We start from the raw sequence: 22,646 nt of genomic DNA, 5'->3' as shown, positions 1-22,646 counted from the left end.
TTGCTGTTGCCAGACAGGCGAAGCCGCTTCCTGATCGAGCCAGGTGAGCACGAGGGCAACCGGTCCGCCCATGGCGGCGACGGCCGAAGCCGTCGTGAAGTGCGAGCGATAGCCGGTCTCGGTGATCGGGAGCGGCGCGCGCTCCGGCGCGATGGTCTCGATTTCGATGTGGGCCGTGTCGAGGCCGTAGTCATCGGCCAGGCTGAGCCAGCGGGGCTCGTAGGAAACGGCGAGCTTGATGCCGTTCCAGACGATTTCATGATGCTCGTAGTGGCGCGTGAAGGTGCGGGTCATGCTGCACCGCCTTCCATCGCTTCATCTGCCTTTGGCGGGAGCAGGACAACGCGACCGTCCATCGGGTAGAGATCGAGCTGAAGGGTGTGGCCGTCGCCGTTCTGGTGCTGCCAGGCCGCTCCGATCCGGGTCCAGAAGGCTTTGCCCCCTTTGGGTTCGCGGACATGCCAGGCGATCAATGCCGGCGCTTTGGTTTCGGTCTTCTTCATGATGTCTTTTCTCCTTGGTTTGCATTGCCCTCTCGGGCGTACCCACGGAGAGCCAGGCGCGATGGCGCGGCGTCACACAGGAAAATTGGGGGGACCGCTCGCGGGGGAGCCGAGGCTTCCTGTTGACGGCAGTAGCGCCCGCGCATGGCAGGGGGCTCACGATGCCCGAGGGGGATGCAAACGAAACAAGGGAAAAGCGGGACGATCCGGAACCGTTCGCGCCGCTATGGCGGCTCTGCAAAAGCGAAGCAGGGGACAACCGTACCGGACGGGATCAGGACGGCGACAGGGCAGAGCGCGCCGTCGTCCTTGAGAGCGAGATAGTGACAAGGACGGGCGCTGCCGAGCCGGACTCCGGTGAAGAGGCCGATGCAGGCGAGAGTGGCGGCATTGGCATCCGCGCCCATGTGGCGATAGGGCTTGAAATCGGCTATGGCGGCGACGTTGCCGCAATTCGGACAGACGAATTTCCAGGTGAGCATGTCGGGGCCGAACCGGCGCTCGCCCTCGGCCTGCCATTCGGCCTGCGTGTGGGTATAGCCGCGCTCGGGCGGCCTCATCGGCCAGCTCCTGGGCGTGACCGGCGGCGGGACAAGAGAGAAGGGGCGGGAAGAGCGGTCATCATGCGGGCACGGCGCAGACAAGACGAGGAGCGCGTGAAGATGCGGGCGCGCCGGATCATGGCGCTGTGGTCGCGCGGGCTCTCCGCAGCTGAGCATTCGCCGCGCGCGGTCGGCCGGAACGCTTCGACGCACTGCCGTCCGTGCTCCTGCTGGCTGTGCAGCGGCCATAAGGACGCGCCGCCGAAGCGAGAGCGGGCGTTCGAGGATTGGAGCTGACGGCTCCGGCAGCGATACAAGGCGCGAGGGGACTTCACCCCTTCATTTTACCCGATTCCGGTGATCGGCGGGGCTCTTGTGGCCTATGTAACTGAAACAACGCCGCTCTTCGCCCGCCTGCGGGCTCCTGACCGGCGCGGCCCGAAGGGTCGCCGCCTTCCCTGGGGTGGGTGGGCGGGACAGGAAGTGGTGGCCGCTAGGCGGCCACCTCCTGCCTTTCTTCCTCGGCCTGCGGCTGAAGGCCGTGGAGATAGTCTGCGGCGCGCTGCGCGTGGGCGGCGGCGCTGAAGATGGCGCGCTTGTCTTCCTTCAGGACAGCCAGCCAGTGCGCGAGATAGGCGGCGTGTTCGTCTCTCGGCTCGGGGCTCAAGGCCAGATCGGCGCAGAGAAAGGCTGCTCCCAGCTCGGCGACAAGTTCCTCCATCGCATAGCCTGAATCTCCAAACCGCTTGCGGCCGAAATCCCGCTCAAGACGGCCTTTCCCCTTCGTCCAGTGGGTCAACTCATGGGCAAGGGTCGCATAGTAGGCTTCGGCATCGCGGAAGGCTTCAATGGGGGGCATCTGCACCCGATCCTCTGCGGGGCTGAAAAACGCGCGGTCTCCGCCGTGGCGAATGTCGGCTCCGGTCGCGGCAAAGAACGCTTCGGCATGCGCGATGCGCTGCACGGTCTCGGCGGGGCGTTCGGCCAGAGCATAGAAATGGGCGGGAAGCCCTTCCACCTGCTCGACGTTGAAAACGGTGTAGCCTTTCATAAAGGGAATATCGCGCTCGCTCTCTTGGCCGTTCTCGTCGGTCTCGGTCTTCGTGATGGTGTTGGCGTAAACGACCAGATTGCCCTTTTCGCCTTTGCGGACATGGCCGCCCAGCTCCTGCGCCTGTTTGAAGGTCATCCAGATGGGGGCGCTATAGCCGCGCTCGCTGGCCGCTCCCCAGAGCATCAGGACGTTGATTCCACGGTAGGGCTGACCATTGGCGCGCAAGGGGCGGGTGATCCGACCTGCGGCGTGTTCGGCGTTCCACGGTTTGAACCAAGGGCGGACGCCCTTTTCCAGCTCGGCCACGATGTGGGCGGTTACTCTCTCATAAACATCTTGTTTCATTGCCTTTTTTCCTTGGCTTAGGGGTTGCGCATGCAACCGACTAGCCACGCGGCAATGAGCGGGGGATCGGCAGTCAGGACCGGAAAACGGGGGTGGCGCGGGCAGGAGCGCCAGCGACAACACGGCCCCCGTTTTCCGCCCGACAGGGCTTGGTCTTGACGGCCAGGGGGCGGCACGCCCCAAAGCGAAAAGGGCTGTAGGCCCCAAAAAAGCGCAGCGGGCCTCTACCCGCACCGCTTCATGATGTGCGCAAGGGATCGTCACCGCATGGCTGAGACGGCCAATCCGAAAGGTGAGGACGGCTCGGGGGCACTCAACGCCCTAGAGCCCATTCCGGCTTTTGCCGGACGCGCCAAATCGTATGCAAATAAAACAACGGCTCATTACGTAAAGTATAACAATATAAATGACTTAATGACAAATTTTTACTATTCTTTGTTAAAAGAATAGAAAGGCAATCAACTATGAAGATAACCATTGTTACAGGGTGTGACGCCAATTATTACCCTCTTCTTCAAGAATTGATTGCTTCCATCCGGCAATTTCCGGAGTCGAGTGGAGTTGATATTTGTATCATTGATGCCGGCCTGTCCCGCGAACAGGTAGGGGCGCTGTCCGGGAGTGCTGCCCGCATTGTTTCACCTGAATGGCCCGCTGCGATCCCGACAGAACGGACCAAGGGGAAGGACTACCTCAAAGCCTGCGTATGCCGCCCTTTCATTCCGGAGATTTTTCCTGGCTACGATATGTACGTCTGGCTCGATGCCGATACCTGGGTGCAGCGATGGTCAGCGATCGAGATGTTCATTGAGGCAGCAAAGAAAGGGGATCGGATATCCCTTACAAGCAGCGCTGATCGAGCCTATACGAAGCCCGTTCGCATATCCTGGCTCGGCAACTGGCCGATCAAGGTGAAGAATTTCTACTCATCCAATGGCCGGAAGCCCTTCGGCAACAGCTACGCCAAGGCCATGGTAGAGCAATACGTACTGTCGGCGGGTTGCTTTGCTCTGGCAGCAGATGCACCTCACTGGAAGCCTTGGCAGAAACTCGTCATTGAAGCCGCCACGAAGGGAAAGCTGTTCCCTGCGGAACAGCTCGCCCTAGGCAAGCTCGTTCACCTCGAAGGCTACCGCGCGGAGCTGCTGCCGGCCTATGCACACTGGCTCTGCGTCTGCAAACCGCGATGGGACGCTGAACAGAATCTCTTTGTAGAACCTTTTATGCCGCATGAGCCTTTAGGCGTCCTGCACCTGTCCGGTGTCGATGAGCTACGCGCGGATCGCACGGTAACAACACCACTGGAAACCGTCACGGGCGACAAGGTGAACCTCAACTACCGGTTTGCGGGCTTCGATGGAGGACGGTTGGGCCGCGCGACGCCGGAGCGGGCATGAAGCGAAACCTCAGAACGCTTGTCTCGAAGGAGCTGAAGCGCTTCTGCAACCGCATCTGGCCAGCAGATGTGCGGATCATCCGGTATCGCGGTCTGAAATGGCTTCTCGACCGCCGCAACCGCGTCGATCGCAAAATCATTTGCGGCGGCTATGAAGAGGATCAGGTGGATTACCTGCTCGCTCAGGCCGGACCCAATCTCGACTATTTCCTCGACATAGGTGCCAACCTCGGCCTGTACACGCTCCAGGTCGCGGCAGAACAGCGCGCGCGACATGTCTGGGCATTCGAGCCCGATCCGCGCAATTACGCGCAACTGCTGGCCAACCTCTATTTGAACGGCCTTACGACGCGTGTGCAGACCTACCGTTGCGCGGCTTCGGATGCAGCGGGCACAGCGCCATTCGCCATCTATCCTACTGGTTCAACGGGGCAAAGCCGGATCGCGGCAGGCACTGAAGGGATAGATAAAGCCATCCAAGTCGAGTGCACGTCGATCGATACACTGCTTTCGTGCTCAGGAAAGACTGTTGCAATCAAAATCGACGTGGAAGGTCATGAACGCGCCGTTCTGAAAGGCGCGACCGCGCTACTGCAGAATAATAGTTGCGTCTTACAGATCGAAGCTTGGCCGGACAGGGTGGCGGCATTGATTGAGATGATGGCCAGTATGGGCTTCGTCCACATAAAGACCATCCACGAAGATCACTATTTTACAAACAATGATAGATAATCCTGAATATAATGAGAATCATGACATTAGATATAAATCACAGTCTTGCACTCGAAGATGCAGCCAAGGAAATCATTCAGAGAGAATTTAAGAATAGTCTAGGAGAACCATACAAAATCTCTCCGTACCATAGAGACATATTCTCACAAATAACTCTGCACCTACAAAATCAAGGCGGAAACAGCTATGATGTAGCAATTGGATTCATGCTTTTTATTGCAAATTCTCTTGTTGACCCTGATGATGCGGCCAAGAGATGGGCCGAGATGACATTCAGAAAATGTGAAAGACTTATGTGCAGCGGAGCTTTGGGCGAAACTATTTTAACCGATTCCTAGTTTCCATAAGATACATTATCCTACACAGGCAGGTGTTCACTGAAAGATCAGAATGTTATTAAGTTTCACCGCAAAAGACGGCAAAGAAAGACAAAAAGAGGAAGCTTCCCCTACAAAGCGGCGATGGTGATTGTCGCCTTTCTCGGGGCTGCCGGGATTATGTTCGGCAAAGCAAAGGTTAGTGCGGCCGACCTCGCCTGCTATCAGCCGGACATCGTCGATGGTGACACGTTCCGCTGCGACGGTCAGCGGGTGCGTCTGGTCGGGATCGACGCGCCGGAAATGCCCGGGCACTGCCGCCCTGGGCGGCGTTGCGTCAATGGCGATCCGCACGCGGCGAAGGATTATCTCTCGTCGATCACCCGCACGCGGGTCGAGTGTGCTTCGGAAGGCACGGACAAGTATGGCCGGACGCTTGGTCGCTGCAAAGCGGATGAGGTCGATCTCTCCTGCGCGATGCTCGAAGCCGGTCATGCCGAGCGGCGCTACGGCTTCATCATGTGCTGGTAACCTGATCCCGGCGGAATCCTCCCCCACACCGTCCTTTTGATCCTGCACCCTGGCCTCGGTCTTCCCTTGGGGCGCAAGCCCTGAAGGGCTCTTCCACGCTGTTTCAGTCCTCCGGATGCGTACCGGCAATCCCGCTGCCTACCATTGGGGCATGAAAGGCCGTGATGGTTGCGGCCTCAGAGACAGGAGACAGCCTCATGCGCCTCATCACCGCCGCAGAACTCGACGAACATCCCATCGCCATCCTGCACTCCAAGTTTCTGTGCGTGAGCCGCGCGCTTGCGCAGACCGAGCAGGCAACGACCCATCGCGCCAATGCGCTCGCCTCTCTCGAAAACATCAACCGAGCGATTATCAAACGCCGCCTGAAGGGGCCGGGGTTCTAACCCCGCCCCTTCGGGGATCATGGTCCAGCAGGTCCGTTAAAACGGCCGTGCAAGGGCCGCCGTGGTCCACGCGGCAGCCTTGGCGGCGGCTCAGGTGCAGGCGGTTTCGGTGCAGGCGGCAGAGCCGGTACGGCCAAAAACTTCGAGCGGAAAGCGAGGCGGGCGAGAAGCGCCCGAAGGCCTCCGGCGCGGCGGTTCTTGATCTGCTTGCGCTTCTTAGGCCGCATGAAGCGCGTGAGCACGCGCCGGACCATCGGCATGAAGCCAGGAACGAGCTCGGGCGGATCGTCAAACTCGTCGTCCTCTTCGGTGGCAACCTTTCTTCTCTTTGACCGGCCCGGTTCTGGTTGCAGGAAACGCGAGCCGCTTACTTTGCCTGTCTCGGGGGCGGTTCGCCCGCCCTCCCCTCTTGCTGGAGTCTTTCGGCTTCGCGCCGGTCAGCCTCGATTTGCTGAAGCAAGCGCTCGGCGCGCGCCGCGTCCTCGGCGTAGCGCTGCCGGTCGCGCTCGAAGAGCGCGTCCTGTTCGCGGACTTGCTGTGCATGGCGCTCTCTCAGTTCGTCGAGCTGCTCCGCCCGGTTCTGCGCGAGAAGCACTGCCATATCTGTCTTTTCTCGATCCTGGCGCGCATGAAGCTGACTCCATTCCTTCTTCCGCGCCTGAAGGCTTTGCGCATTACGGCCGGGATTCAGCCGGTTCTTCATGGCCTCGATGAAACCCTCGATGCCTTTGGCAGCGGCGCTCTGTTCACGCGCGAGCCGGTCACGCTCGGCCGCATGCTGGCGGTCGAGCCCGGCGATCTTCTCGCTGTCGTCCAGCTTAAGTGCATAATCGAGCCGCTTGATTTCGGCGGCATGCCACTCGGCAAGTTTGGCGGCATCTGCACGCTCCCGCTCTGCAAGTGCCTCGGCAACGCGCGGATCGAGGCCGGGGATCTCCGGCTTGGCCTCCTGCGCCTCGGGCGCGGGCATAAAATCTTCGACCGGCGGGGGCTCCATCTTGAAGGATGGCGGCTCCGCCTGGGCGGCGCGGGCGCGCTGCTGATCGGTGGCGGCGGCGGCTGTGGGAAGCGCCCTTTGGTCAACGTCTGCCATGAAGGCCCGCAGTTCTGCGGCCTTCACGCCCTTGAGCTGCCGCCCGAGACTGAAGGTTTCTCCTGCCGGATCGACCAGCACGAAGTCGCGCCGGTCGCCCTGCGCGAGCACATATCCGGCTTCCTCAAGGGCAGTTTTGAAGGCTGTGCCGCTGTCGCTCGCGCTGTGTAGCGCGGCGATCTGCGCGCGGCGGTCCTCAATGCTGAGGCCGATGCGCTCCGCCTGTTGCCATTCAGCATGGCTGACGGCGGCCTTCGGGGGGTCTGGCTGCCGGTCGCGGTCGCGCTTGGCATGTTTGCCAGGCACGGGCTCATGCCCGAATAACCGCTCAAGCGCCTGGCTGGCGCGCTCGTGAGCGGCGTAGTTGTTACTGTCGGTGCGCATGGTCATGGTCTCGGCGTCGGTGCGCGCCCAAACGACATGGATGTGCTGGCGGCCTTTCTTTTCGTGAAGGACGACGGCGCGGGGCTGGCCCTCGAAGCCCAGCTCCCGCTCCAGCACGTCCACGGCCTGCGCCCATTGCTCCGGCGTCATCGCATAGCGGGCGTCCGGATCAATGTTGGCGTGATACAGACCCTTCGTGCCGCGCGTACCCTCGGCGAGGGTCTGCCAGTCGCGGAATGTGGCGGCGAGATCGTCAACGCCTGAATGCAGCTCCAGGATCACCACCTGCTCGTTGGTATCCGTCCGCTGAAGGTGGGCGGCGAGCTGTTGTGGTCCGGCGCGGGAGCCCCCTTTGATAATCATGACCGCCCCGTCACTTTTTTCGGGGCGGGATGAACTTCGACGACGCTGCCGGTGGCTGCGGGTTGACCGGCGGGGCATTGTCAGGCGTCTTGCCAAGCGCCTCATAGATCAGGCCGCGAAGTCGCGCCTGAGCGGCGAGCGCTTCCCGAATATCCGGCAAGACGGTCTGCGGATCGCCGCCGGTATGCAGATAGCGGGCGATCTGATTGAGGTTGCTGCCGACCTTGCCAAGGTGGCCAAGCACTTGGCGAAGGGCATAGGCGTCGGCGGGAACACGGCGGAGAGAGCGCGGCCCCGCCGCGCCGACGGTTGCGGTTCTAGCGAAGGCCGCGAGGCTCATTCCAGCCTTGTCGGCCTTACCGGCCACGGTGGCGAACTCTTCCCAGGTGCACCTGAATTTGATCTGTGCGTCCCGCTGCCGCTTGTCCGATCCGGCCATATGCCCCCTCGCTTCTTCTCACCGGCTCAATGGCCGCTCCATTGTCGATACCGGGGCGAAACCCGGCTGAGGTGCAGGAACAGCGTGTCCTGCGCGTGGTCGAGGGGACGCATACCCCTCGTCAGGGTGCAGGGGCATGACAGCCTCCTGCTCGTCGTCCAGAGCGCGAAAGCTCTGGTCGTGGGTGCCGGGACGCGAAAGTCCCGGCGAGTGGTCGAAGGGGCGCGATAGCCCCTCGTCTGGTTCCAAGGGCGAAGCGCCTTGGTCAGGGTTCCAAGGGGCACGAAGGCCCATTTGGTCGGTCCACGGGTGAAACCCTGGCGGTGTCGAGAGGCAGAGCCTTCGGACGGTTCCCAGGTGTCAACGCTGGGTCTGGAGGGATGCAACGGGAGGGCGAAGCGCCACCCTTGCCAAGCGTGCGGGACCCCCGCACATGGCTTGCACAACCACTCAACCGACTCTTTCAGGATAGCACAAACAGTGCGGGTATGGGCGACTTCGCGGCAAGTCAGGGGCTTGCAGGCACGAAGTTGAGCGCGGCGGCTGTCACTCTTCGCTGTGCGATTCGCAGTATAGCACAGAGCGCCCTGCCCTGCCGCTCTCATGTCGTGCTCTCGGCGAGCGTATCCCTTGCCTCGCTCAGGATTTGCGCGAGGCGGTTGGAACCGCCTACGTCCGGATGCACCTTCTGCATGAGACGCTTCCAGGCTGCGCGTATGTCGGCAGCGCTCGCCCCTTCTGCGAGGCCGAGGATGGCCAAGGCTTCCTCGCGGCTCATCTTGCCGCTGGGGGGCGCGGTCTGCTTGCTCTCGTCCCCCCCCTCCCCTCCTCGGGCAAAGTACGGGTTTTCGTCCCAGGCCAGCGGCGGCTCCCAATAGAGCTTTCGATAGCTGGTCATAAGCGAGGCGAAGGCTTCGGGGATGCGCCAGTAATCGACGGGCCGGAGATAGTGCGGGCGGCCGTCGGGGTTCAGAACAATCGCCACCTCGCGGCCAAGGGACAGTACCTCGTCCGGCATGAGAAGCGGCCTGCCGGTCTCGCCGTAATTGATACTCTCGCCCTTGGCTGAGCCGCCTGGCCCCTCGTTGTGGGACTCGCCCTTCCCGACCGTGCGCACGGTCGCCTTGCCGAGCGTGTCGGAGAGATACTTCGCCGATTCAAGGTCGCTGACGTTGCAGAACCACTTGTAGGCGCAGTTGGAGAGGATCGTTCCGGCGGCAGGCCCGTAGTGATCTTTGAGCTGGTCGATCCCCTGCACGATCAGCGTGAAGTCGATCCCGTAGCCCGACATGGTGGCGATGTCGCGCGGCATGTCCTCGATCCGGCCCAAAGCCGGAAACTCGTCCATCAGGATCATGCAGCGATGCGGCGGCCGGCCGTCCAAGGGATAGCGCTTGAAGGTGTGCATGGCCGCTGCCGTCATCAGCCGGAGCCAGGTGCGCTGCGTGTCGATGCGGTCGGGCGGGATGACCAGATAGACCGTCACGGGATCACGGATCAGGTCGGCCATGTCGAAGGATGACGTGGCCGTCGCGGCCTTCACCTGCGGGTCGGAGAGAAACTTCGTGTTCTCCGACAAATTCGCCATGATGCCGCTGTAGGTCTCCTGCGCAAGGTCGAGATAGGGGCTGACCATTTCGCGGATCGCGCCGCCGAAGGCGCTCGATGCGGCCATGGGCACGAGAAACCTGTCGGTGAAATCCTTGCGGCTGAGGCTGACGATCTCGCGGGCGCGGGCGAGCGTTTTCTGTTCGTCTGGCTGATCGGTGATCCAAAGGAGCACGGCGGTCAGTACATTCGCGGCGCTGCCCTGCCAATAGCGGTCCTTGTCTCCGGGGCTTGATGGGCAAATCGCTCCCGCAAGGCTTTGTGCAACGGCGACAGCGTTCGGGTCGTTCCTGTCGAGCACGTCGAGCGGGTTAAAGGTAGCGGGCGGCAATCCGCGCGCTTTGAAGGTCCTGGCCAGCTCGCCCCATGGGTTGATGACATGCACTTCCTTGTTCAGCATGCCGAAGCGTACGCGGGCGGTGATCGCCGCGTTTTCCCCTTTGGGGTCGATGACGATGGCAGAGCCCGCATAGCGCAGTAGCGTCGGGACGATGACGCGCGTCCCCTTCCCTGTCCTGGTCCGCGCGACGATCAAAGTGTGATGCTCGGGTGTCGAGAGAACCGGCGCGCCGCGCTGCTCGGCAAGCGGTATCTGATCCAGCTCCGGCGCACTGCTCTTGCCGAAGAACACGCCCTGCACGGCGTAGATGAAATGTGGCATCTGCGACCGCACGTCGGCATAGCTCGCCGTGCCGTAGTTGTCGGACAGCGGTGGTAACCCCTCTTGCTCTCCCCTATTGCGTGTAGCGCTCACAAACCACGACAGGAACCAAACCAGAGGGGCAACGAGAACAATAACGAGACCCCACTGCATAAGACTGCCAACTGCGCTCCAAAGATAACCTGCGATTTCACTCGTACCTTTAAACACTTTGTCTACGAGGTTGGGCCGAAGGAGCGTCTGCATTTCGCGCTCGTACCTTTCCCGCTCTGCTTTATGGCGGGGCTCCGCAAGCGCCTCGGCTCTTTGATTGAGCCGGGTTTCAAGGGCTGGCTGCCTTGTTCTCCACTTGGCGCGTATAACCTCCATGAGTCGTGTAATCGCACGGTTGCGGGCAGCCCTCTCGGGTTCCGTGAGCGTAGTGTTCTGCCCCAGGAACAGATTTCGGTATTCAACCATGAGATCGGCGAGCCGGCCCGCATCCTGCTCCAGCTCCACGGTTTGGGCCTGAGAAAGCTGCTGGGCGGCGGCGGGGACTGTAAACGCCAAGAGGAGCCCAAGGAACACGACGAACGAATGAAGGCGGGGTCGTGTAGCCTGAAGCATCAGAAAGGCCCTTCCTCGGCCTTCTGTAACCCTTCTGAGGCCGTGCCCGACGGCGCGGCCAAGTCGGGAACACCTTCGGCGGCGCAAAGGGCATTCCACGCTTTGGCATAATGCGGATGGCTCGTCGGATCGGTGACGAGCTGGTGCAGGAGGCTCTGAAGGTGATTATTGACGATCAGGCTCACAATCCGCTCGACCGGCACGGGTGCGCGGCCAGCAGCGGCCGCGTCGAGAGCCTCAATGTGACGAAGAAGGTCGAGCATGGCAGGTTCGGCCTCGATGGCAAATCGCTCAGGCGGGCGGCCGTCGTTCATGGCGGCATCGAGCACCGCCTGAAGCGTCCGCACGTCGGGCAGCACGTCGAAGAGTGCGCGTAGGCGGGCTTGGTTGTTGGGCGCATCGGCTGCATCCGGCTGCCCTCTTTCCCACGCCGCAAGCGCGGTGCTGTCCTTGTCGTCAGGCGGAATCCTGTTCGGCATGGCAAGTCTCACAGTTTGTGCACAAGCGCAGCGGTGCACAGTTGCAGGATTCTAGCGGTCGCCGAACTTGCGGGCGGCCAGCTCGCGGCTGTAAAGCTCTTCGATGGCGCGTTTGATAAGCTGGGAGTTATCAAGGTCGAGACGCGCCCGCAGTACGGCCACCTGCTCGACGGTCTCGCGGTCAAAGTAGCCGCCAATGTGCTTGAGGCCGGTGCGCCCTGCGGGCTTCTTGTTCTTGGCCGCCTGCGCGGCCTCTGCCGATGTCTCTGCCTTCGCGGCGGGCGCTTCGGGCTCGCTTGCGAGGTTCATCTTCTTCAGAAAGGTTTCTGCGGTCGCTTTTCTGGCCATGGCCCTACCCTTTCGCTCTCATCTTTTTGTGCACAAGTGCACTTGTGCCAATTTGCAACTCTGCACAAACCCAATCCCAAAGAGCCTGGATTTCCTGAGCGGCTTTGCTGTCCGGCTCCAACTCCTGGGCTGTTTGGCCGTCCCTGCTGGCGTCCCGATGCACCTTGAAGCGGTGCAGGATCGCTGGAACCATTGGAAGTTTAAGTTCCGCGAAGATCGCGCGGGCAATTTCCTCTTCGCTCCGGCTGTTGGGCTGCGCCATGGTGAGCACGGCTGCGGCAGGCTTGCCGGTCGTTCGTGCCAGGCGTTCCGTGCGGGGAAGTTGTTCGTAGGCTTCTATGTCAGGCGTACAGGGTACAAGCACGAGGTCGGCGTATTCGACGGCGGCGGGCGCTTCTGTGCTGCGCGCGGGCGGTGTGTCGATGATAACGAGATCGCAGCCCGCCTCGGCGGCCTGTTTGAGCACCTTCGGAAGCTCGATTTCGGTGACGAAGCGGACAAGGGGGAGCTGGTCCCCGCGTCGGTCCGCCCATTGTGTCGTGGACTGCTGGGCGTCCATGTCGAGCGTGAGGACGTTCATCCCGGCTTTTGAAGCCGCGACGGCGATAGATCGGGTCAAGGTGGACTTTCCGACCCCGCCTTTTTGCATAGCTATGGCGATTGTTTTCATGTGCACCCCTGCGAAACTGCAATCCTGCACTTGTGCACAATTGCAATTAGGATCAATATCAAGAGAGAGGGGTGCTCGTCAAGGATTTCGTGCAGACGTGCACTTGTGCACAATGGCACAGTCGGAAGGGAGGGCTCTTGGAATGGCTGAAATGCGGGACTGAGTTCATCGTCGCTGATGTGATACGCTGGCGCGAGCCGATCTGGAAGCCTCAGCCGCGCAAGTCAAAGAAGCCGCCGACAATGATCGGGCATCGGATCATCACCGGCCAAATCTCGAAGATCGACCGCTACGGCTGGGTTCACATCCAGGTCGCGGCCTGCACTGTGACGCCACTGCCGCGTTGGTGGCATCCTATAAAACCGCTTGAGGTTGGCTTGTTGATCAGGAGACGGCGCGAGAAGATAGGGCAGGGGAGGGTTGATCGCCTACCTTGGAGTGATGAGAGTGCCCGTGCGGCGATTGTCGGCTCGCGTTTCCTTCGCAAGTAGGGCGCTGGCCCGGCCATCTGTGTTCTCTGCCAAGCCCTTTTTTTCTTCTGGGCATGCACCGGGCTTTGCGGGCTCGCAGGGCCTCAAAGCCGAGTTATCCACAGGCGGCGCTGCAAGAGAGGGTGTTAAATAGGTGTTAGATTCAGTGTTAAGGGATTCTGGAATTCCCCTAAGTCGCTGATCTTGCATATAGTTTTCGCCATCTTTCTTCATAACTGGTGGGTAAAACCCCGAATCTTGGTGTCTGAAACCCCGAATCTTGGTGTCTGAAACCCCGAATCCTTTGGGTGGCGGGTAAAACCCCGAAAAGAGCTCCTGATCGGGGTGGCTGATCCCCCGAAGCCAGCTCCCGACAGGGCGCTTCTGGCGGGTGGTGGGTGAAACCCCGAAAGCTCTTGCCTTCGGTGGGTGAAACCCCGAATATGGGCCATGGTGTCTGAAACCCCGAATCCACAGCTCGCGCTGATCCCTGAGCGTCATCCGCAGTATGATCTGTTCATCTGCGACGTGGCTGACGCCGTGCTCAAGGACGTGATGCCGCAAATGGAGCATCCGTTCTACTCGCTCTCGAAGAAGCCGGAGACAAGCATTCGGCGCTATGAGCACAATGGTCAGTGGCTTCAGGTGACGCCGAGCGTCAAAGGGCTCGCCACGATCTACGACAAGGATATTCTGATTTACTGCATTTCGCAGATCATGGCGAAGCTGAAGAACAACGAGCCTGTCTCCAAGCGGGTGCGCATCAACAGCCGCGACTTGCTGATCTTCACGAACCGGGGCACGGCGGGGAAGGACTACGAGGCGCTGCAAGACGCTATCGAGCGCATTCGCGGCACGACGATCTCGACCAACATTCGCACGGGCGATGAAGAACAGACCGATACGTTCGGCCTGATCGACGCTTCATCCATCCGCCGCAAGCATGGTCTCGATGGCCGCCTGATCTCCTGCGAAATCACCCTCTCGGATTGGGTGTTTAACGCAATCCGGCACAATGAAGTGCTGACGCTGCATCGGGATTATTTCCGGCTGAGGCGGCCCATAGAGCGGCGGATTTACGAGCTGGCGCGTAAGCACTGCGGCCAGCAGGCTTCTTGGAAAGTCTCGCTCGAAGTCTTGCTTAAGAAATCGGGCTCGAAGTCTTCGGAGAAGGAGTTCCGGCGCTCCGTGCGCGAGCTGGCGGCGACCGATCACCTGCCGGACTACCTTGTCACCTTCGACGAAAAAGAGGGCATGGTCACGTTCCAGAACCGGGGCACGATGAAGGCGGCGCTTGCGCCGGTCGAGCCTTGGACGGGGCGGCTCGATTCCGACGTGTTCGGCGATGCCCGCAACGCCGCGCCTGGTTGGGACGTTCACTATCTGGAGCAGGAATGGCGCTCATGGCTTGGCGAGAACGAGATCGTGCCGAAGCATCCGGAGCGCCACTTTGTGAAGTTCTGCCAGAGCTGGTTTGAAAAGCGGGGTCGCCCTTGATTGTGCAATCGTGCACTTGTGCACAGTCAAGCTTGTAGTGCGTTCACTATGCGCAAAGTGCGGCGGGTAAAGCCCGTTAGCTCGCTCGGGTCGATCTGATCCGGCGTAGCGTCAGCCATGTTCTCACCATGGTGATACTGGCTGGTGTAGCCGTTGATCTGGTCCAGCTCGTCATAGAGCGCTTGCGCAGGATGAGCGTCGCCGCCCTCGCGTACTTTCCGCACCATGTCTCCCAACCAATCACCGGCAAGGAAACTGCCCGGATAGGTCGTCCTGCAATGGGTTTCGAGGACGACGCGCATTTTTCGGACAACATCGAGCAAGCCACCTGCGCCGGTTGTGAGGTAGGTTTGCAGGTCGTCAATGTCGGTGGCCGTCCGGCCACGGCAAGCGTGCTCCAAGTCCACCGGCATAATTTTCGAACCTTGGGCGCGGTGATCGGCAATCGACAGCGCAACACGGTCGGCCGCTGGTGACTTGTCCCAAACCTGCTTGAGGAAGGTGGCATCGTGCGAAAGCACGATTACCTGGGCGCTTTTTCCCGCAACCTTCATGATCTCGTGAACCGTTTGCCGCCGGCGGAAGGAATCCTGACTGTTGAAGGGGTCGTCGAAGACGACTAGCTTCCCGGCAGCTCCTGGATCACGCTCCAGATGGGCCAGGAAGAACGCAAGGGCGAGGGTGGTTCGGTCGCCGGCGCTGAGGGTATTCTTGAAGCTCGGTCGATCGCCCGGAGTCTTGCTATCCCCAAGGTCAACGGCGGTATCGTTGATGACGAGCTGATAGCTCGATGTGGCGACACCTCCGGGGTAGGCATGTTTGGTCTCGGTGATGCTGAAGCCAGCATTGAAAGCGGCCAGATAGTCGTTGATGCGCCGCTCGTAGGGCTTCACCACAGTCTTCGTGTGTGCGTCGAGCTGCTTCCTGACAGCCTCTTTTCGCGCCTCTATGGCGTCTTTCTCGCCGCACAACTTCGTATAGGCAGCGCAAAGCCCCGACACGTCCGCGCGGTGCCGGGTTTGGATTGCTGTTAGGCGGGCTAACTCGGCCTCGGCTGCCTTGAGGTCGCCCGCGTCGGCGGCAGCCTTCTTGTCGGCAATGACGACATTTGCCGCGCGGATCGCGGTATTGGCCGCCGCGATGGCGGTAGCCGCGCGGTCATAAGCGGCGCGGGCGGCCGTGAAACCTTCATCCGGCGTGATCGGGTCGAGCGGCACGGCCGCCTTGCGATCGAGAAGACCGATCGCCGCGGCGGCAAGCCCGCGAATCGCCTCGACGGCCTCGACCGACAAGGCGAGGGCAGGGGCCTCGATCGCGCAATATTTCTGCCAGAACTCAATGCTGCCGTTGTTCTGCTCCGCGAGGGTGCCAAGACGGGCCAGGGCGGCATCGCCCATGTCCTGCGCAACGCTCGCTTTCATGGCGGCGATCTCTCCCGCCAGCGCCTCGTAACGCTCGCTGAACACGGCCCGAAAAGCGGCGATCAGAGGAAGGTCCCGAATGTCCTGTCCGCAGAAAGGGCAGGTGTCGTCGGCATGGCTGAGGCCGTCCGCGATCCAGTTGCCGCCGCTGGCCGTCATGCCGTGCGCGGCCAGGTGCGCCGACAGTCTTTGCTCCGCGTCCTGCGCAATATCTTCAATGGTGCGGGTCAGCAGGCCTGTGAAATCCGCCGGCAGGCCCGGAATGGCAAATTCCGAAAGGGCAGGGCGGGCGCGCAGCGCACCGGCCTGCCGCAGCGCATCCACGCTGCGCGCTTGTGCCTCGATCTGCACAGCAATGTCGGCCGCCTCCGGCAGAGCAATGAAGGTGTCCAGCTTCATGCCGGCCGGCACATGCGGCTGAACCGCCTTGCTCGCGGTGCTGATCTCGCCAGTCTTGGCGCGGCTCTCGGCGGCAAGGTCGGCATCTTGCGCCGCGAGCCTTACGCCGGCATCCCCGACGATGACGCGATAGAGATTGCGCTTATGCTCTATGTCCACAACCTCCCCGGAGTGGACGTTCTCCGCAACAAACACGCCGTCGAAGATGGCGATTTCCGGTTTGGTCGCACTCCATGCTGCGCCGTCGAAGCGGGCTTGTCCGCCGTCCAGCAATAGCTCAATCGTCGGCGCGTCTGTCGTGCCGAGGGTTCTGCGGCCGAGGATATGGGTTGGATCGCCGGTTTGCAGCGAGCGCAGAATGGCGCACAGGGTCGTTTTCCCGTAGCCGTTCGCCCCGGCAATGAAAGTGTGCTTGGCAAGCTGCGGATTGCCTGGTGCGGCCGAGTTGCGGAACCGGCCGACGTTCTTAATCCCGATGATCTTCCTGAGCACTTGCTTCCCCCTGTCCCTCAATACCTCCACGCCCTCCCGGCAAATGCCGATAGAGCGTTGCCGGCGAAACCTTTAAGCGGGTCGCCACCTCTTCTACGGTGATCGCCGGATCGCGCAGCAGCGCCTTGGCCGCTGCCAGATCGGCGGCAGATAGGGCAGGGGGCCGCCCACCTTTGCGGCCACGATCGCGCGCAGCCTTCAGGCCGGCGCGGGTTCGCTCGCGGATCGCAGATCGCTCGAACTCGGCTAGGGCACCAAATATGTGGAAAATCAGCTTCCCGCCTGCTGTCGTTGTGTCGATCGCCTCCGTCAGGGAGCGCAAGCCGATGCCTTTGGCTTCGAGCTGGGCGACGGTCTCGATGAGCTGGGGCAGGGAGCGAGCCAGGCGATCGAGCTTCCAGACGACGAGGCTGTCCCCCGGCCGCATGTATGACAGAGCGGCCGTCAGCTCAGGCCGGTCGCGCTGCGCGCCGGAGGCTTTCTCAGTGAATACCTTCTCGCAGCCTGCCACCTTCAGGGCGTCGAGCTGCAAAGCTGGTTTCTGATCCTGCGTCGAAACGCGGGCATAACCGACAAGCATGCAAACCTCTTGAAACTCATCTCACTATGGCGGATTCGAGAGGTTACTTTCAAGAGATAGTTCTGAGAGACGAAGGGCTGCGCCTTGTGTCCGTTAAACGGCCTCTAGCCCGTTCTCTCAAAAACGGTCGTTTTCGAGAGGCGGCCTTGTCCGCTTCACCGCTGTGATGTAGGGTGGTGCAAGTTGATGTAAAAAGCAAACAGCTATGCCTAGCACTGCCACAACCCACGACGACAAGTCCGCGCATCGCCTGTCCGTCAGTCTCTCGGCGGAGCAGCATCGCGAACTTTGCGAAATCGCCCGGAAAAATCGGGTGTCGGTGGCATGGGTCGTCCGCGAAGCGGTTGACCGTCTTCTTAAGGAAGACATGCCACTGCTTCATGTGGGGAAAGAATGACGACCGCGCGCGCCAAAAAAACAATTGCCCGAAAGCCCAAGAGTGCCGCCGCTGTTGCGCCGCGCGGGCGCTTTGCCGATCTCGATGAAGACAAGCTTCGGGGTGGTTATTACACGTCGTCCAAGGTCGCTGAATGGCTGTGCGGGTGGGCTATTCAGTCTGCGGCAGACGCTGTGCTTGAGCCCAGCTGTGGAAACGGGGTGTTTCTAGAAGCTGCTGCGACGCGGCTGCTATCGCTAGGGGCGACGCCCGCGAAAGTCGCTCGTCTCCTGACGGGGACCGAGATCATCCCTGCAGAAGCGCAGGCGGCGACAGAACGCTTGCGGCCTTCTCTTGGTAAGGCTGCTGAAAAGATCGTCGTCAACTCGGACTTCTTTGGCTGGTGGCAGAGCACGGATCAGCCTGCGTTCGATGTGATCGTGGGCAACCCGCCCTTCATCCGATACCAGTCGTTTCCGGAGCCGCACCGTGCCAGGGCAATGGCGATCATGGGCGATCAGGGCCTTACGCCAAACCGATTGACGAATATTTGGGTGCCTTTTGTTGTGGCGGCGACGGCGAGTCTGAAACCCGGCGGGCGGCTCGCGCTCGTCCTGCCCGCTGAAATCCTGCAAGTCACATACGCGGCGCAGCTGCGGTCTTATCTGACCGATCATTTCGAACGTATCGACGTAATCGCTTGCAATGAGCTGTTCTTTGAAAATGCGGAGCAGGAAGTTGTCCTCTTGCTGGCAGAGGGCGCGCTGGCGGCCGCGTCTGAGGAGAACACCTGCCGTGTCGCGCTGACAGCGACGGAGAAGGTTGCGGACATTACGGAGGTTAAGCCGGCGCTTCTGCTCGCTCGGGCGGAGCCGAAAACGATCCGGCACGATAGCGAAAAGTGGCTCAAATACTTCCTCGATAACAGACAGATTTCTTTCATGCGCGCGCTCCGCGACGCAGAAACCACTACCTGCATGTCCACCCACGCAAGCATCGACGTGGGCGTGGTAACGGGAAAGAATGAGTTCTTTGTGCTCTCGGCCGATCAGGTCGAAGATCTCGGTCTTGAGGGCTATACGACGCCGCTGGTGTCCCGCTCGGCCCAGCTCAAGGGAAGCCAGATAGGCAAAGCCGACTGGAGATCCCTCGCGGCGGGCGGTGATCGGGTGCATCTTCTGAACATCAGCAAGGCGCAGGCCAGCAAGCTGAGTGCGAAGTTGCGCCGGTATATCGAGGAAGGCGAGCGCAAAGAGTTCCATAAGGGATACAAGTGCTCGATCCGCAAACCTTGGTATTTAGTGCCTTCGGTGTGGGTCCCCGATGGCTTTGCCTTCCGGCAGATTTACGACTTCCCGCGCATGGTGCTGAACGCTTCCGGAGCCACTTCCACCGATACAATCCACCGAATGCGGAGTCATGGCGCGAAGCCGGAGCGGGTGATCGCCAATACATACACCTGGCTGACCGCTGCCTCGGCCGAAATCGAGGGCCGGAGCTATGGCGGCGGAGTTCTGGAGCTTGAACCCACCGAAGCCGAGAGGTTGTTGATGCCGGCGCAGCTGAACGGCGCGATGCCACTCAAGGAAGTCGATCAGCTCGTTCGCGCCGGACGCCTGGATGCCGTGCTCGAAGAGAACGCGAAGATCATCCTGCGCGATCATATGGGTCTTTCCGCCGGGGAGTGTGACCTTCTGAAGAGCGTCTGGACGCAGATGCGCGACCGCCGCAACTCGCGACGGCGCGGTCCTCGGAAAAGTGCGGCATGACGGGCGCGGACGACAAGGCGGCTGCCCGCGCGCGGGTGGCCGATCTGGTTCAGAACTTCCGGCGTAACGAAGCGGATTATCTTCGCCCTGCGTATAATGAGACGCAGGCACGGACTGATTTCATCACGCCGTTGCTCGGGGCGTTTGGCTGGGACGTGCACAATGCTGCCGGGCATCCGCTTGGCCTTCGGGAAGTGATCGAGGAGGCAACTGTCGAGGTTGGAGAGGAACGGCTCTCCAAAAAACCTGACTACGAGCTGCGGCTCGCGCGGCAACGCAAGCTGTTCGTCGAGGCGAAAAAGCCGAGTGTGCGGATTGACCGCAGCAAGGACGCCGCGTTCCAGACGCGCCGCTACGGATATTCGGCCAGCCTGCCGATCGCGGTGCTGACGAATTTCCACCAGCTCGCAGTCTATGATTGCCAGCCCAAGCCGGACTTGGCCGATGAAGCGCACGTCGCCCGTATCCTGCTTGTGCGCTACGACGAGTTTGAGGCGCGGTTTGAAGAGCTATGGCCATTGCTCTCGCGCGCGGCTGTCTATTCAGGCGAGTTCGATCGCCGTTTCGCGGTCGATGTTACCCGCCATGGGGCGGAGCAGTTCGACGATTTCTTCCTGCGCCAGGTGCGCTCGTGGCGTGAGCGGCTGGCACGGGATATTCATCAGAATACGCCCGGCCTCTCGCCGGAAGAGCTGACCTATGCGGTGCAGCTGTTCCTGCTGCGGATCGTCTTTCTGCGCATATGCGAGGATCGCGACATTGAGCGCTACGAAACCTTACGCGGCCTCGCCGGCGGCGGCAGCTTCGACGCCCTGCTGACGGAGCTGCGGCGAGCGGATGCTTTCTACGACTCCGGGCTGTTCCGTCTTCTCGACGATGCACGACTCGGCGTCCGGATCAGCGACGATGTGCTGAGCGGGATCATCAACGAGCTGTATTATCCGCAGAGCCCCTACACCTTCGCCGTCGTCGAAACGGAAGTGCTTGGTGAAATCTACGAGCAGTTTCTTGGCGAGATCATCACGATCGACGTCGCTGGCGCCGTCGAGATCGTCAGCAAGCCGGAGGTTCGGGAAAGCGGCGGCGTGGTTCCGACGCCTCGCTACATCGTCGATTCGATCGTGCAGCGCACCCTCGGCCCGTGCCTCGCCGGAAAGACCCCGGCTGATCTGGTGGCGTTTACGGTTGCCGACATCTGCTGTGGCTCAGGCATCTTCCTGCTCTCGGTTTTCGACTTCCTGACCGACCATTACCTGGCTTGGTATCAGGCGAACGACCGGGCGGCACACGCCGGCCGGACGATCTACGATGCAGGGGCAGGGGGTTGGCGGCTAACCTTCGAGGAAAAGCGCCGCATCCTGCTCGCCCATGTTCGTGGCGTGGATATAGACGCTAATGCCGTCGAAGTAGCAAGGTTCAGCCTGCTCCTGAAGCTCATCGAGGACGAAAGCGCGGGCGGCCTTCGCGATTACGTCGATCGCACTCGTGCGCCTGCTTTGCCTGAACTCGACGGGACGCTCCGTGCGGGTAATAGCCTTGTCAGCCAAGCTGAATGGACGGCCGTGCGGGGTGCGCTGCCGGCCGGGCTGCTGGACAAAATCAATCCGTTCTCCTGGTCTGACGAGTTTCCCGCCGAAATGGCACGGGGTGGCTTCGACGTGATCGTGGGCAACCCGCCCTATATTCGCATCCAGAACATGCAGGCATACTCGCCGGAAGAGGCGGCGTTCTATCAAAATGAAGCCTCGCCCTATACGACAGCGCGCCAGGACAACTTCGACAAGTATGCCCTGTTTATCGAGCGGTCCCTGTCCCTCGTGCGGCCGGATGGGCGGCTTGGCTTCATCATCCCGCACAAGTTCATGACGATTCAGGCGGGGCGGGCGCTCCGCCGATTGGTGACGGTCGGCCATGCTCTTGAAGAGATCGTCCATTTCGGTGTTCAGCAGGTCTTCGGCCGGCAGGCCGCAAACTACACCTGCTTGTTGATCCTCGACCGACAAGGCAGGGCCGATGTGACGGTGGAGCGCGTCGAGGCCTTGGAGCCGTGGCGCTATGGTACGCCTGGCCCGCGAAACGTGCTGCCGGCGGCAGAGCTAACGGATGATCCGTGGCAGTTTGCGGATGATGCTACGCGCGCCCTCTTCGCGCGTGTGCGGGCGGCATGCGCTCGCGAGCTGAAGGATGCGGCGGAAATCTTCGTTGGTGTCCAAACCAGCGCCGATCCGATCTATATCTTCCGTTCTACGGCCGAGACGCCTGCCACGGTGACGCTGCGATGGGACGGCCGGGACTGGCCGATCGAGCGCGGAATCCTGCGCCCCTGTCTGCATGATGCAAGGCTATACCCTTACACGCGAGCCGAAGCGAACGCTTGGATGATCTTCCCCTACGAGATCGTCCATGCTGCCCGCGCCACAGCGCGGCTCATCCAGCCTGCGGACATGGCGCAGCGCTTCCCGATGTGCTTTGCCTACCTGACCGCTCGGCGCGCCGATTTGGAGCGCCGGAATGTCGTGGGCGGCGCGGCCGCCGATCGGCAATTCTATCAATTTGGCCGTTCGCAAAGCCTGACGAAATTCGACAGCCCCAAGATCATACTCCCTATTCTCTCGCTCGAAGCCCGCTACGCCTATGACGAGAGCAACATCATGATGACCGGTGGCGGGAACGGCCCGTACTATCTGATCCGACCGCTTGCCGGCGCTCCGGAAACCAACTTCTTTTTGCTGGCGGTTTTGCATCATCCTTTAAGCGAGGCGATGGTTAGGACGCACACAAGCCCCTTCCGAGGCGGGTACTACTCGCACGGAAAGCAGTTCATCGAACATCTGCCCATTCCACCGGCAACGCCGGCAGAGCGCGCAGAGATCGAAGCACTCGTTCGGCAGTTGCTCGATGCCAACGACGCCGCGTTGGCGGCGCGAACGCCCCGCCAGAAAACGCTTCACGAGCGCAACGCGGCGGCGCTTCGCGATCAGATTGAAGGGCGCGTCAGCAACTTGTTTGGTCTGTCGGCAGCGGACCTTTCCTTAGCCAAGGCCGTGCCGGTTCCCGCATAGACCAGCATCACCCTCAGAAGAGGGTGAGCTGGCGCGCGGCCGCCGCTTGCTGTTGCCAGACAGGCGAAGCCGCTTCCTGATCGAGCCAGGTGAGCACGAGGGCAACCGGTCCGCCCATGGCGG

The 22,646-nt window shown here is 61.4% G+C and carries 23 protein-coding genes; 11 read left to right on the top strand and 12 right to left on the bottom strand.

Annotation, left to right across the window (positions count from 1 at the left end):
• The 4 genes from RGD00_RS21125 to RGD00_RS21110 form a co-directional block, all read right to left on the bottom strand.
• On the bottom strand, positions 1–294 hold a 294-nt coding region (locus RGD00_RS21125; protein ID WP_310459224.1), incomplete at its 3' end, for a hypothetical protein.
• Positions 291–503: a hypothetical protein gene (locus tag RGD00_RS21120; protein ID WP_310459223.1), complete on the bottom strand. Its 213-nt coding sequence runs from the start codon at positions 501–503 to the stop codon at positions 291–293. The genes RGD00_RS21120 and RGD00_RS21125, both read right to left, overlap by 4 nt.
• A gap of 224 nt (positions 504–727) precedes the next feature.
• On the bottom strand, positions 728–1,063 hold the full coding sequence (locus RGD00_RS21115; protein WP_310459222.1) for a VVA0879 family protein: 336 nt from the start codon (positions 1,061–1,063) through the stop codon (positions 728–730).
• Between the two features lie 475 nt (positions 1,064–1,538).
• Complete coding sequence (locus tag RGD00_RS21110) at positions 1,539–2,444, bottom strand: ArdC family protein (protein ID WP_310459221.1); 906 nt, start codon at positions 2,442–2,444, stop codon at positions 1,539–1,541.
• A 267-nt stretch (positions 2,445–2,711) separates the two neighbouring features.
• Between RGD00_RS21110 and RGD00_RS21105 the strand changes: the two genes are divergently transcribed.
• The 6 genes from RGD00_RS21105 to RGD00_RS21080 all read left to right on the top strand — a co-directional run bounded on the left by RGD00_RS21105 (position 2,712) and on the right by RGD00_RS21080 (position 5,806).
• Positions 2,712–2,894 (top strand): hypothetical protein, encoded by a 183-nt coding sequence (locus tag RGD00_RS21105; protein ID WP_310459220.1) that lies wholly within the window; start codon positions 2,712–2,714, stop codon positions 2,892–2,894.
• Positions 2,895–2,908: 14 nt separating this feature from the next.
• Positions 2,909–3,841 carry a glycosyltransferase gene (locus tag RGD00_RS21100; protein ID WP_310459219.1) on the top strand — a complete coding sequence of 311 codons (933 nt, stop codon included), beginning with the start codon at positions 2,909–2,911 and terminating at the stop codon, positions 3,839–3,841.
• Positions 3,838–4,572 carry an FkbM family methyltransferase gene (locus RGD00_RS21095; RefSeq protein WP_310459218.1) on the top strand — a complete coding sequence of 245 codons (735 nt, stop codon included), beginning with the start codon at positions 3,838–3,840 and terminating at the stop codon, positions 4,570–4,572. Before RGD00_RS21100 ends, RGD00_RS21095 begins: the two co-directional genes overlap by 4 nt.
• An 11-nt stretch (positions 4,573–4,583) precedes the next feature.
• Positions 4,584–4,910 (top strand): hypothetical protein, encoded by a 327-nt coding sequence (locus tag RGD00_RS21090; protein WP_310459217.1) that lies wholly within the window; start codon positions 4,584–4,586, stop codon positions 4,908–4,910.
• Between the two features lie 123 nt (positions 4,911–5,033).
• Complete coding sequence (locus RGD00_RS21085; RefSeq protein WP_310459216.1) at positions 5,034–5,420, top strand: thermonuclease family protein; 387 nt, start codon at positions 5,034–5,036, stop codon at positions 5,418–5,420.
• Positions 5,421–5,617: 197 nt separating this feature from the next.
• The gene (locus RGD00_RS21080) at positions 5,618–5,806 is read left to right on the top strand and encodes a hypothetical protein (protein ID WP_310459215.1); all 189 of its coding nucleotides are present in this window, start codon (positions 5,618–5,620) and stop codon (positions 5,804–5,806) included.
• Positions 5,807–6,173: 367 nt separating this feature from the next.
• On the opposite strand, the gene RGD00_RS21075 is transcribed toward RGD00_RS21080, so the two are convergent.
• The 6 genes from RGD00_RS21075 to RGD00_RS21050 form a co-directional block, all read right to left on the bottom strand.
• Positions 6,174–7,646: a relaxase/mobilization nuclease domain-containing protein gene (locus tag RGD00_RS21075; RefSeq protein ID WP_310459214.1), complete on the bottom strand. Its 1,473-nt coding sequence runs from the start codon at positions 7,644–7,646 to the stop codon at positions 6,174–6,176.
• 10 nt (positions 7,647–7,656) lie between these two features.
• Positions 7,657–8,085 (bottom strand): plasmid mobilization protein, encoded by a 429-nt coding sequence (locus RGD00_RS21070; RefSeq protein WP_310459213.1) that lies wholly within the window; start codon positions 8,083–8,085, stop codon positions 7,657–7,659.
• Positions 8,086–8,686: 601 nt separating this feature from the next.
• Positions 8,687–10,960 (bottom strand): type IV secretory system conjugative DNA transfer family protein, encoded by a 2,274-nt coding sequence (locus RGD00_RS21065; protein WP_310459212.1) that lies wholly within the window; start codon positions 10,958–10,960, stop codon positions 8,687–8,689.
• Complete coding sequence (locus RGD00_RS21060; RefSeq protein WP_310459211.1) at positions 10,960–11,439, bottom strand: hypothetical protein; 480 nt, start codon at positions 11,437–11,439, stop codon at positions 10,960–10,962. The genes RGD00_RS21065 and RGD00_RS21060 overlap by 1 nt, the downstream gene beginning before the upstream one ends.
• Positions 11,440–11,490: 51 nt before the next feature.
• The gene (locus RGD00_RS21055; protein ID WP_310459210.1) at positions 11,491–11,787 is read right to left on the bottom strand and encodes a hypothetical protein; all 297 of its coding nucleotides are present in this window, start codon (positions 11,785–11,787) and stop codon (positions 11,491–11,493) included.
• Positions 11,788–11,791: 4 nt separating this feature from the next.
• Positions 11,792–12,457, bottom strand: a complete 666-nt coding sequence (locus tag RGD00_RS21050) for an AAA family ATPase (RefSeq protein WP_310459209.1) — start codon at positions 12,455–12,457, stop codon at positions 11,792–11,794.
• Positions 12,458–12,594: 137 nt separating this feature from the next.
• On the opposite strand from RGD00_RS21050, the gene RGD00_RS21045 reads away from it, so the two are divergent.
• Both RGD00_RS21045 and RGD00_RS21040 read left to right on the top strand, forming a co-directional pair.
• On the top strand, positions 12,595–12,948 hold the full coding sequence (locus RGD00_RS21045; protein WP_310459208.1) for a hypothetical protein: 354 nt from the start codon (positions 12,595–12,597) through the stop codon (positions 12,946–12,948).
• 429 nt (positions 12,949–13,377) lie between these two features.
• Positions 13,378–14,424: a replication initiator protein A gene (locus RGD00_RS21040; RefSeq protein ID WP_310459207.1), complete on the top strand. Its 1,047-nt coding sequence runs from the start codon at positions 13,378–13,380 to the stop codon at positions 14,422–14,424.
• 26 nt (positions 14,425–14,450) lie between these two features.
• Here RGD00_RS21040 and RGD00_RS21035 read toward each other — a convergent pair whose 3' ends face one another.
• Together RGD00_RS21035 and RGD00_RS21030 are read right to left on the bottom strand one after the other, a co-directional pair.
• Positions 14,451–16,736 carry an AAA family ATPase gene (locus RGD00_RS21035; protein WP_310459206.1) on the bottom strand — a complete coding sequence of 762 codons (2,286 nt, stop codon included), beginning with the start codon at positions 16,734–16,736 and terminating at the stop codon, positions 14,451–14,453.
• Positions 16,711–17,316 carry a recombinase family protein gene (locus RGD00_RS21030; protein ID WP_310459205.1) on the bottom strand — a complete coding sequence of 202 codons (606 nt, stop codon included), beginning with the start codon at positions 17,314–17,316 and terminating at the stop codon, positions 16,711–16,713. Before RGD00_RS21030 ends, RGD00_RS21035 begins: the two co-directional genes overlap by 26 nt.
• A 205-nt stretch (positions 17,317–17,521) precedes the next feature.
• Here RGD00_RS21030 and RGD00_RS23560 point away from each other — a divergent pair, with 205 nt between their 5' ends.
• From RGD00_RS23560 to RGD00_RS21020, 3 genes are read left to right on the top strand one after another with little or no spacing between them, the layout of a single operon-like run.
• Entirely contained in the window at positions 17,522–17,713 is a 192-nt protein-coding gene (locus tag RGD00_RS23560) for a ribbon-helix-helix domain-containing protein (protein ID WP_425603442.1), read from the top strand.
• Complete coding sequence (locus RGD00_RS21025; protein ID WP_310459204.1) at positions 17,710–19,461, top strand: Eco57I restriction-modification methylase domain-containing protein; 1,752 nt, start codon at positions 17,710–17,712, stop codon at positions 19,459–19,461. The genes RGD00_RS23560 and RGD00_RS21025 overlap by 4 nt, the downstream gene beginning before the upstream one ends.
• Positions 19,458–22,523: an Eco57I restriction-modification methylase domain-containing protein gene (locus RGD00_RS21020; protein WP_310459203.1), complete on the top strand. Its 3,066-nt coding sequence runs from the start codon at positions 19,458–19,460 to the stop codon at positions 22,521–22,523. The genes RGD00_RS21025 and RGD00_RS21020 overlap by 4 nt, the downstream gene beginning before the upstream one ends.
• Positions 22,524–22,646 lie beyond the last annotated feature (123 nt).

Source organism: Ruixingdingia sedimenti (assembly GCF_031432425.1).
Taxonomy (GTDB): domain Bacteria; phylum Pseudomonadota; class Alphaproteobacteria; order Rhodobacterales; family Rhodobacteraceae; genus Ruixingdingia; species Ruixingdingia sedimenti.
The sequence above is the reverse complement of the archived record's forward strand: the minus strand, read 5'-3'. Positions and strand labels throughout refer to the sequence as shown.

What these genes read in the sequence shown, in the direction of transcription:
- RGD00_RS21055 (WP_310459210.1), bottom strand. Translation starts at nt 11,787, where the DNA reads ATGGCCAGAAAAGCGACCGCAGAAACCTTTCTGAAGAAGATGAACCTC.
- RGD00_RS21085 (WP_310459216.1), top strand. Translation starts at nt 5,034, where the DNA reads ATGGTGATTGTCGCCTTTCTCGGGGCTGCCGGGATTATGTTCGGCAAA.
- RGD00_RS21025 (WP_310459204.1), top strand. Translation starts at nt 17,710, where the DNA reads ATGACGACCGCGCGCGCCAAAAAAACAATTGCCCGAAAGCCCAAGAGT.
- RGD00_RS21030 (WP_310459205.1), bottom strand. Translation starts at nt 17,316, where the DNA reads ATGCTTGTCGGTTATGCCCGCGTTTCGACGCAGGATCAGAAACCAGCT.
- RGD00_RS21095 (WP_310459218.1), top strand. Translation starts at nt 3,838, where the DNA reads ATGAAGCGAAACCTCAGAACGCTTGTCTCGAAGGAGCTGAAGCGCTTC.
- RGD00_RS21065 (WP_310459212.1), bottom strand. Translation starts at nt 10,960, where the DNA reads ATGCTTCAGGCTACACGACCCCGCCTTCATTCGTTCGTCGTGTTCCTT.
- RGD00_RS21100 (WP_310459219.1), top strand. Translation starts at nt 2,909, where the DNA reads ATGAAGATAACCATTGTTACAGGGTGTGACGCCAATTATTACCCTCTT.
- RGD00_RS21110 (WP_310459221.1), bottom strand. Translation starts at nt 2,444, where the DNA reads ATGAAACAAGATGTTTATGAGAGAGTAACCGCCCACATCGTGGCCGAG.
- RGD00_RS21115 (WP_310459222.1), bottom strand. Translation starts at nt 1,063, where the DNA reads ATGAGGCCGCCCGAGCGCGGCTATACCCACACGCAGGCCGAATGGCAG.
- RGD00_RS21050 (WP_310459209.1), bottom strand. Translation starts at nt 12,457, where the DNA reads ATGAAAACAATCGCCATAGCTATGCAAAAAGGCGGGGTCGGAAAGTCC.
- RGD00_RS21080 (WP_310459215.1), top strand. Translation starts at nt 5,618, where the DNA reads ATGCGCCTCATCACCGCCGCAGAACTCGACGAACATCCCATCGCCATC.
- RGD00_RS21090 (WP_310459217.1), top strand. Translation starts at nt 4,584, where the DNA reads ATGAGAATCATGACATTAGATATAAATCACAGTCTTGCACTCGAAGAT.
- RGD00_RS21070 (WP_310459213.1), bottom strand. Translation starts at nt 8,085, where the DNA reads ATGGCCGGATCGGACAAGCGGCAGCGGGACGCACAGATCAAATTCAGG.
- RGD00_RS21120 (WP_310459223.1), bottom strand. Translation starts at nt 503, where the DNA reads ATGAAGAAGACCGAAACCAAAGCGCCGGCATTGATCGCCTGGCATGTC.
- RGD00_RS21075 (WP_310459214.1), bottom strand. Translation starts at nt 7,646, where the DNA reads ATGATTATCAAAGGGGGCTCCCGCGCCGGACCACAACAGCTCGCCGCC.
- RGD00_RS21040 (WP_310459207.1), top strand. Translation starts at nt 13,378, where the DNA reads ATGGTGTCTGAAACCCCGAATCCACAGCTCGCGCTGATCCCTGAGCGT.
- RGD00_RS21105 (WP_310459220.1), top strand. Translation starts at nt 2,712, where the DNA reads ATGGCTGAGACGGCCAATCCGAAAGGTGAGGACGGCTCGGGGGCACTC.
- RGD00_RS21060 (WP_310459211.1), bottom strand. Translation starts at nt 11,439, where the DNA reads ATGCCGAACAGGATTCCGCCTGACGACAAGGACAGCACCGCGCTTGCG.
- RGD00_RS21020 (WP_310459203.1), top strand. Translation starts at nt 19,458, where the DNA reads ATGACGGGCGCGGACGACAAGGCGGCTGCCCGCGCGCGGGTGGCCGAT.
- RGD00_RS23560 (WP_425603442.1), top strand. Translation starts at nt 17,522, where the DNA reads ATGCCTAGCACTGCCACAACCCACGACGACAAGTCCGCGCATCGCCTG.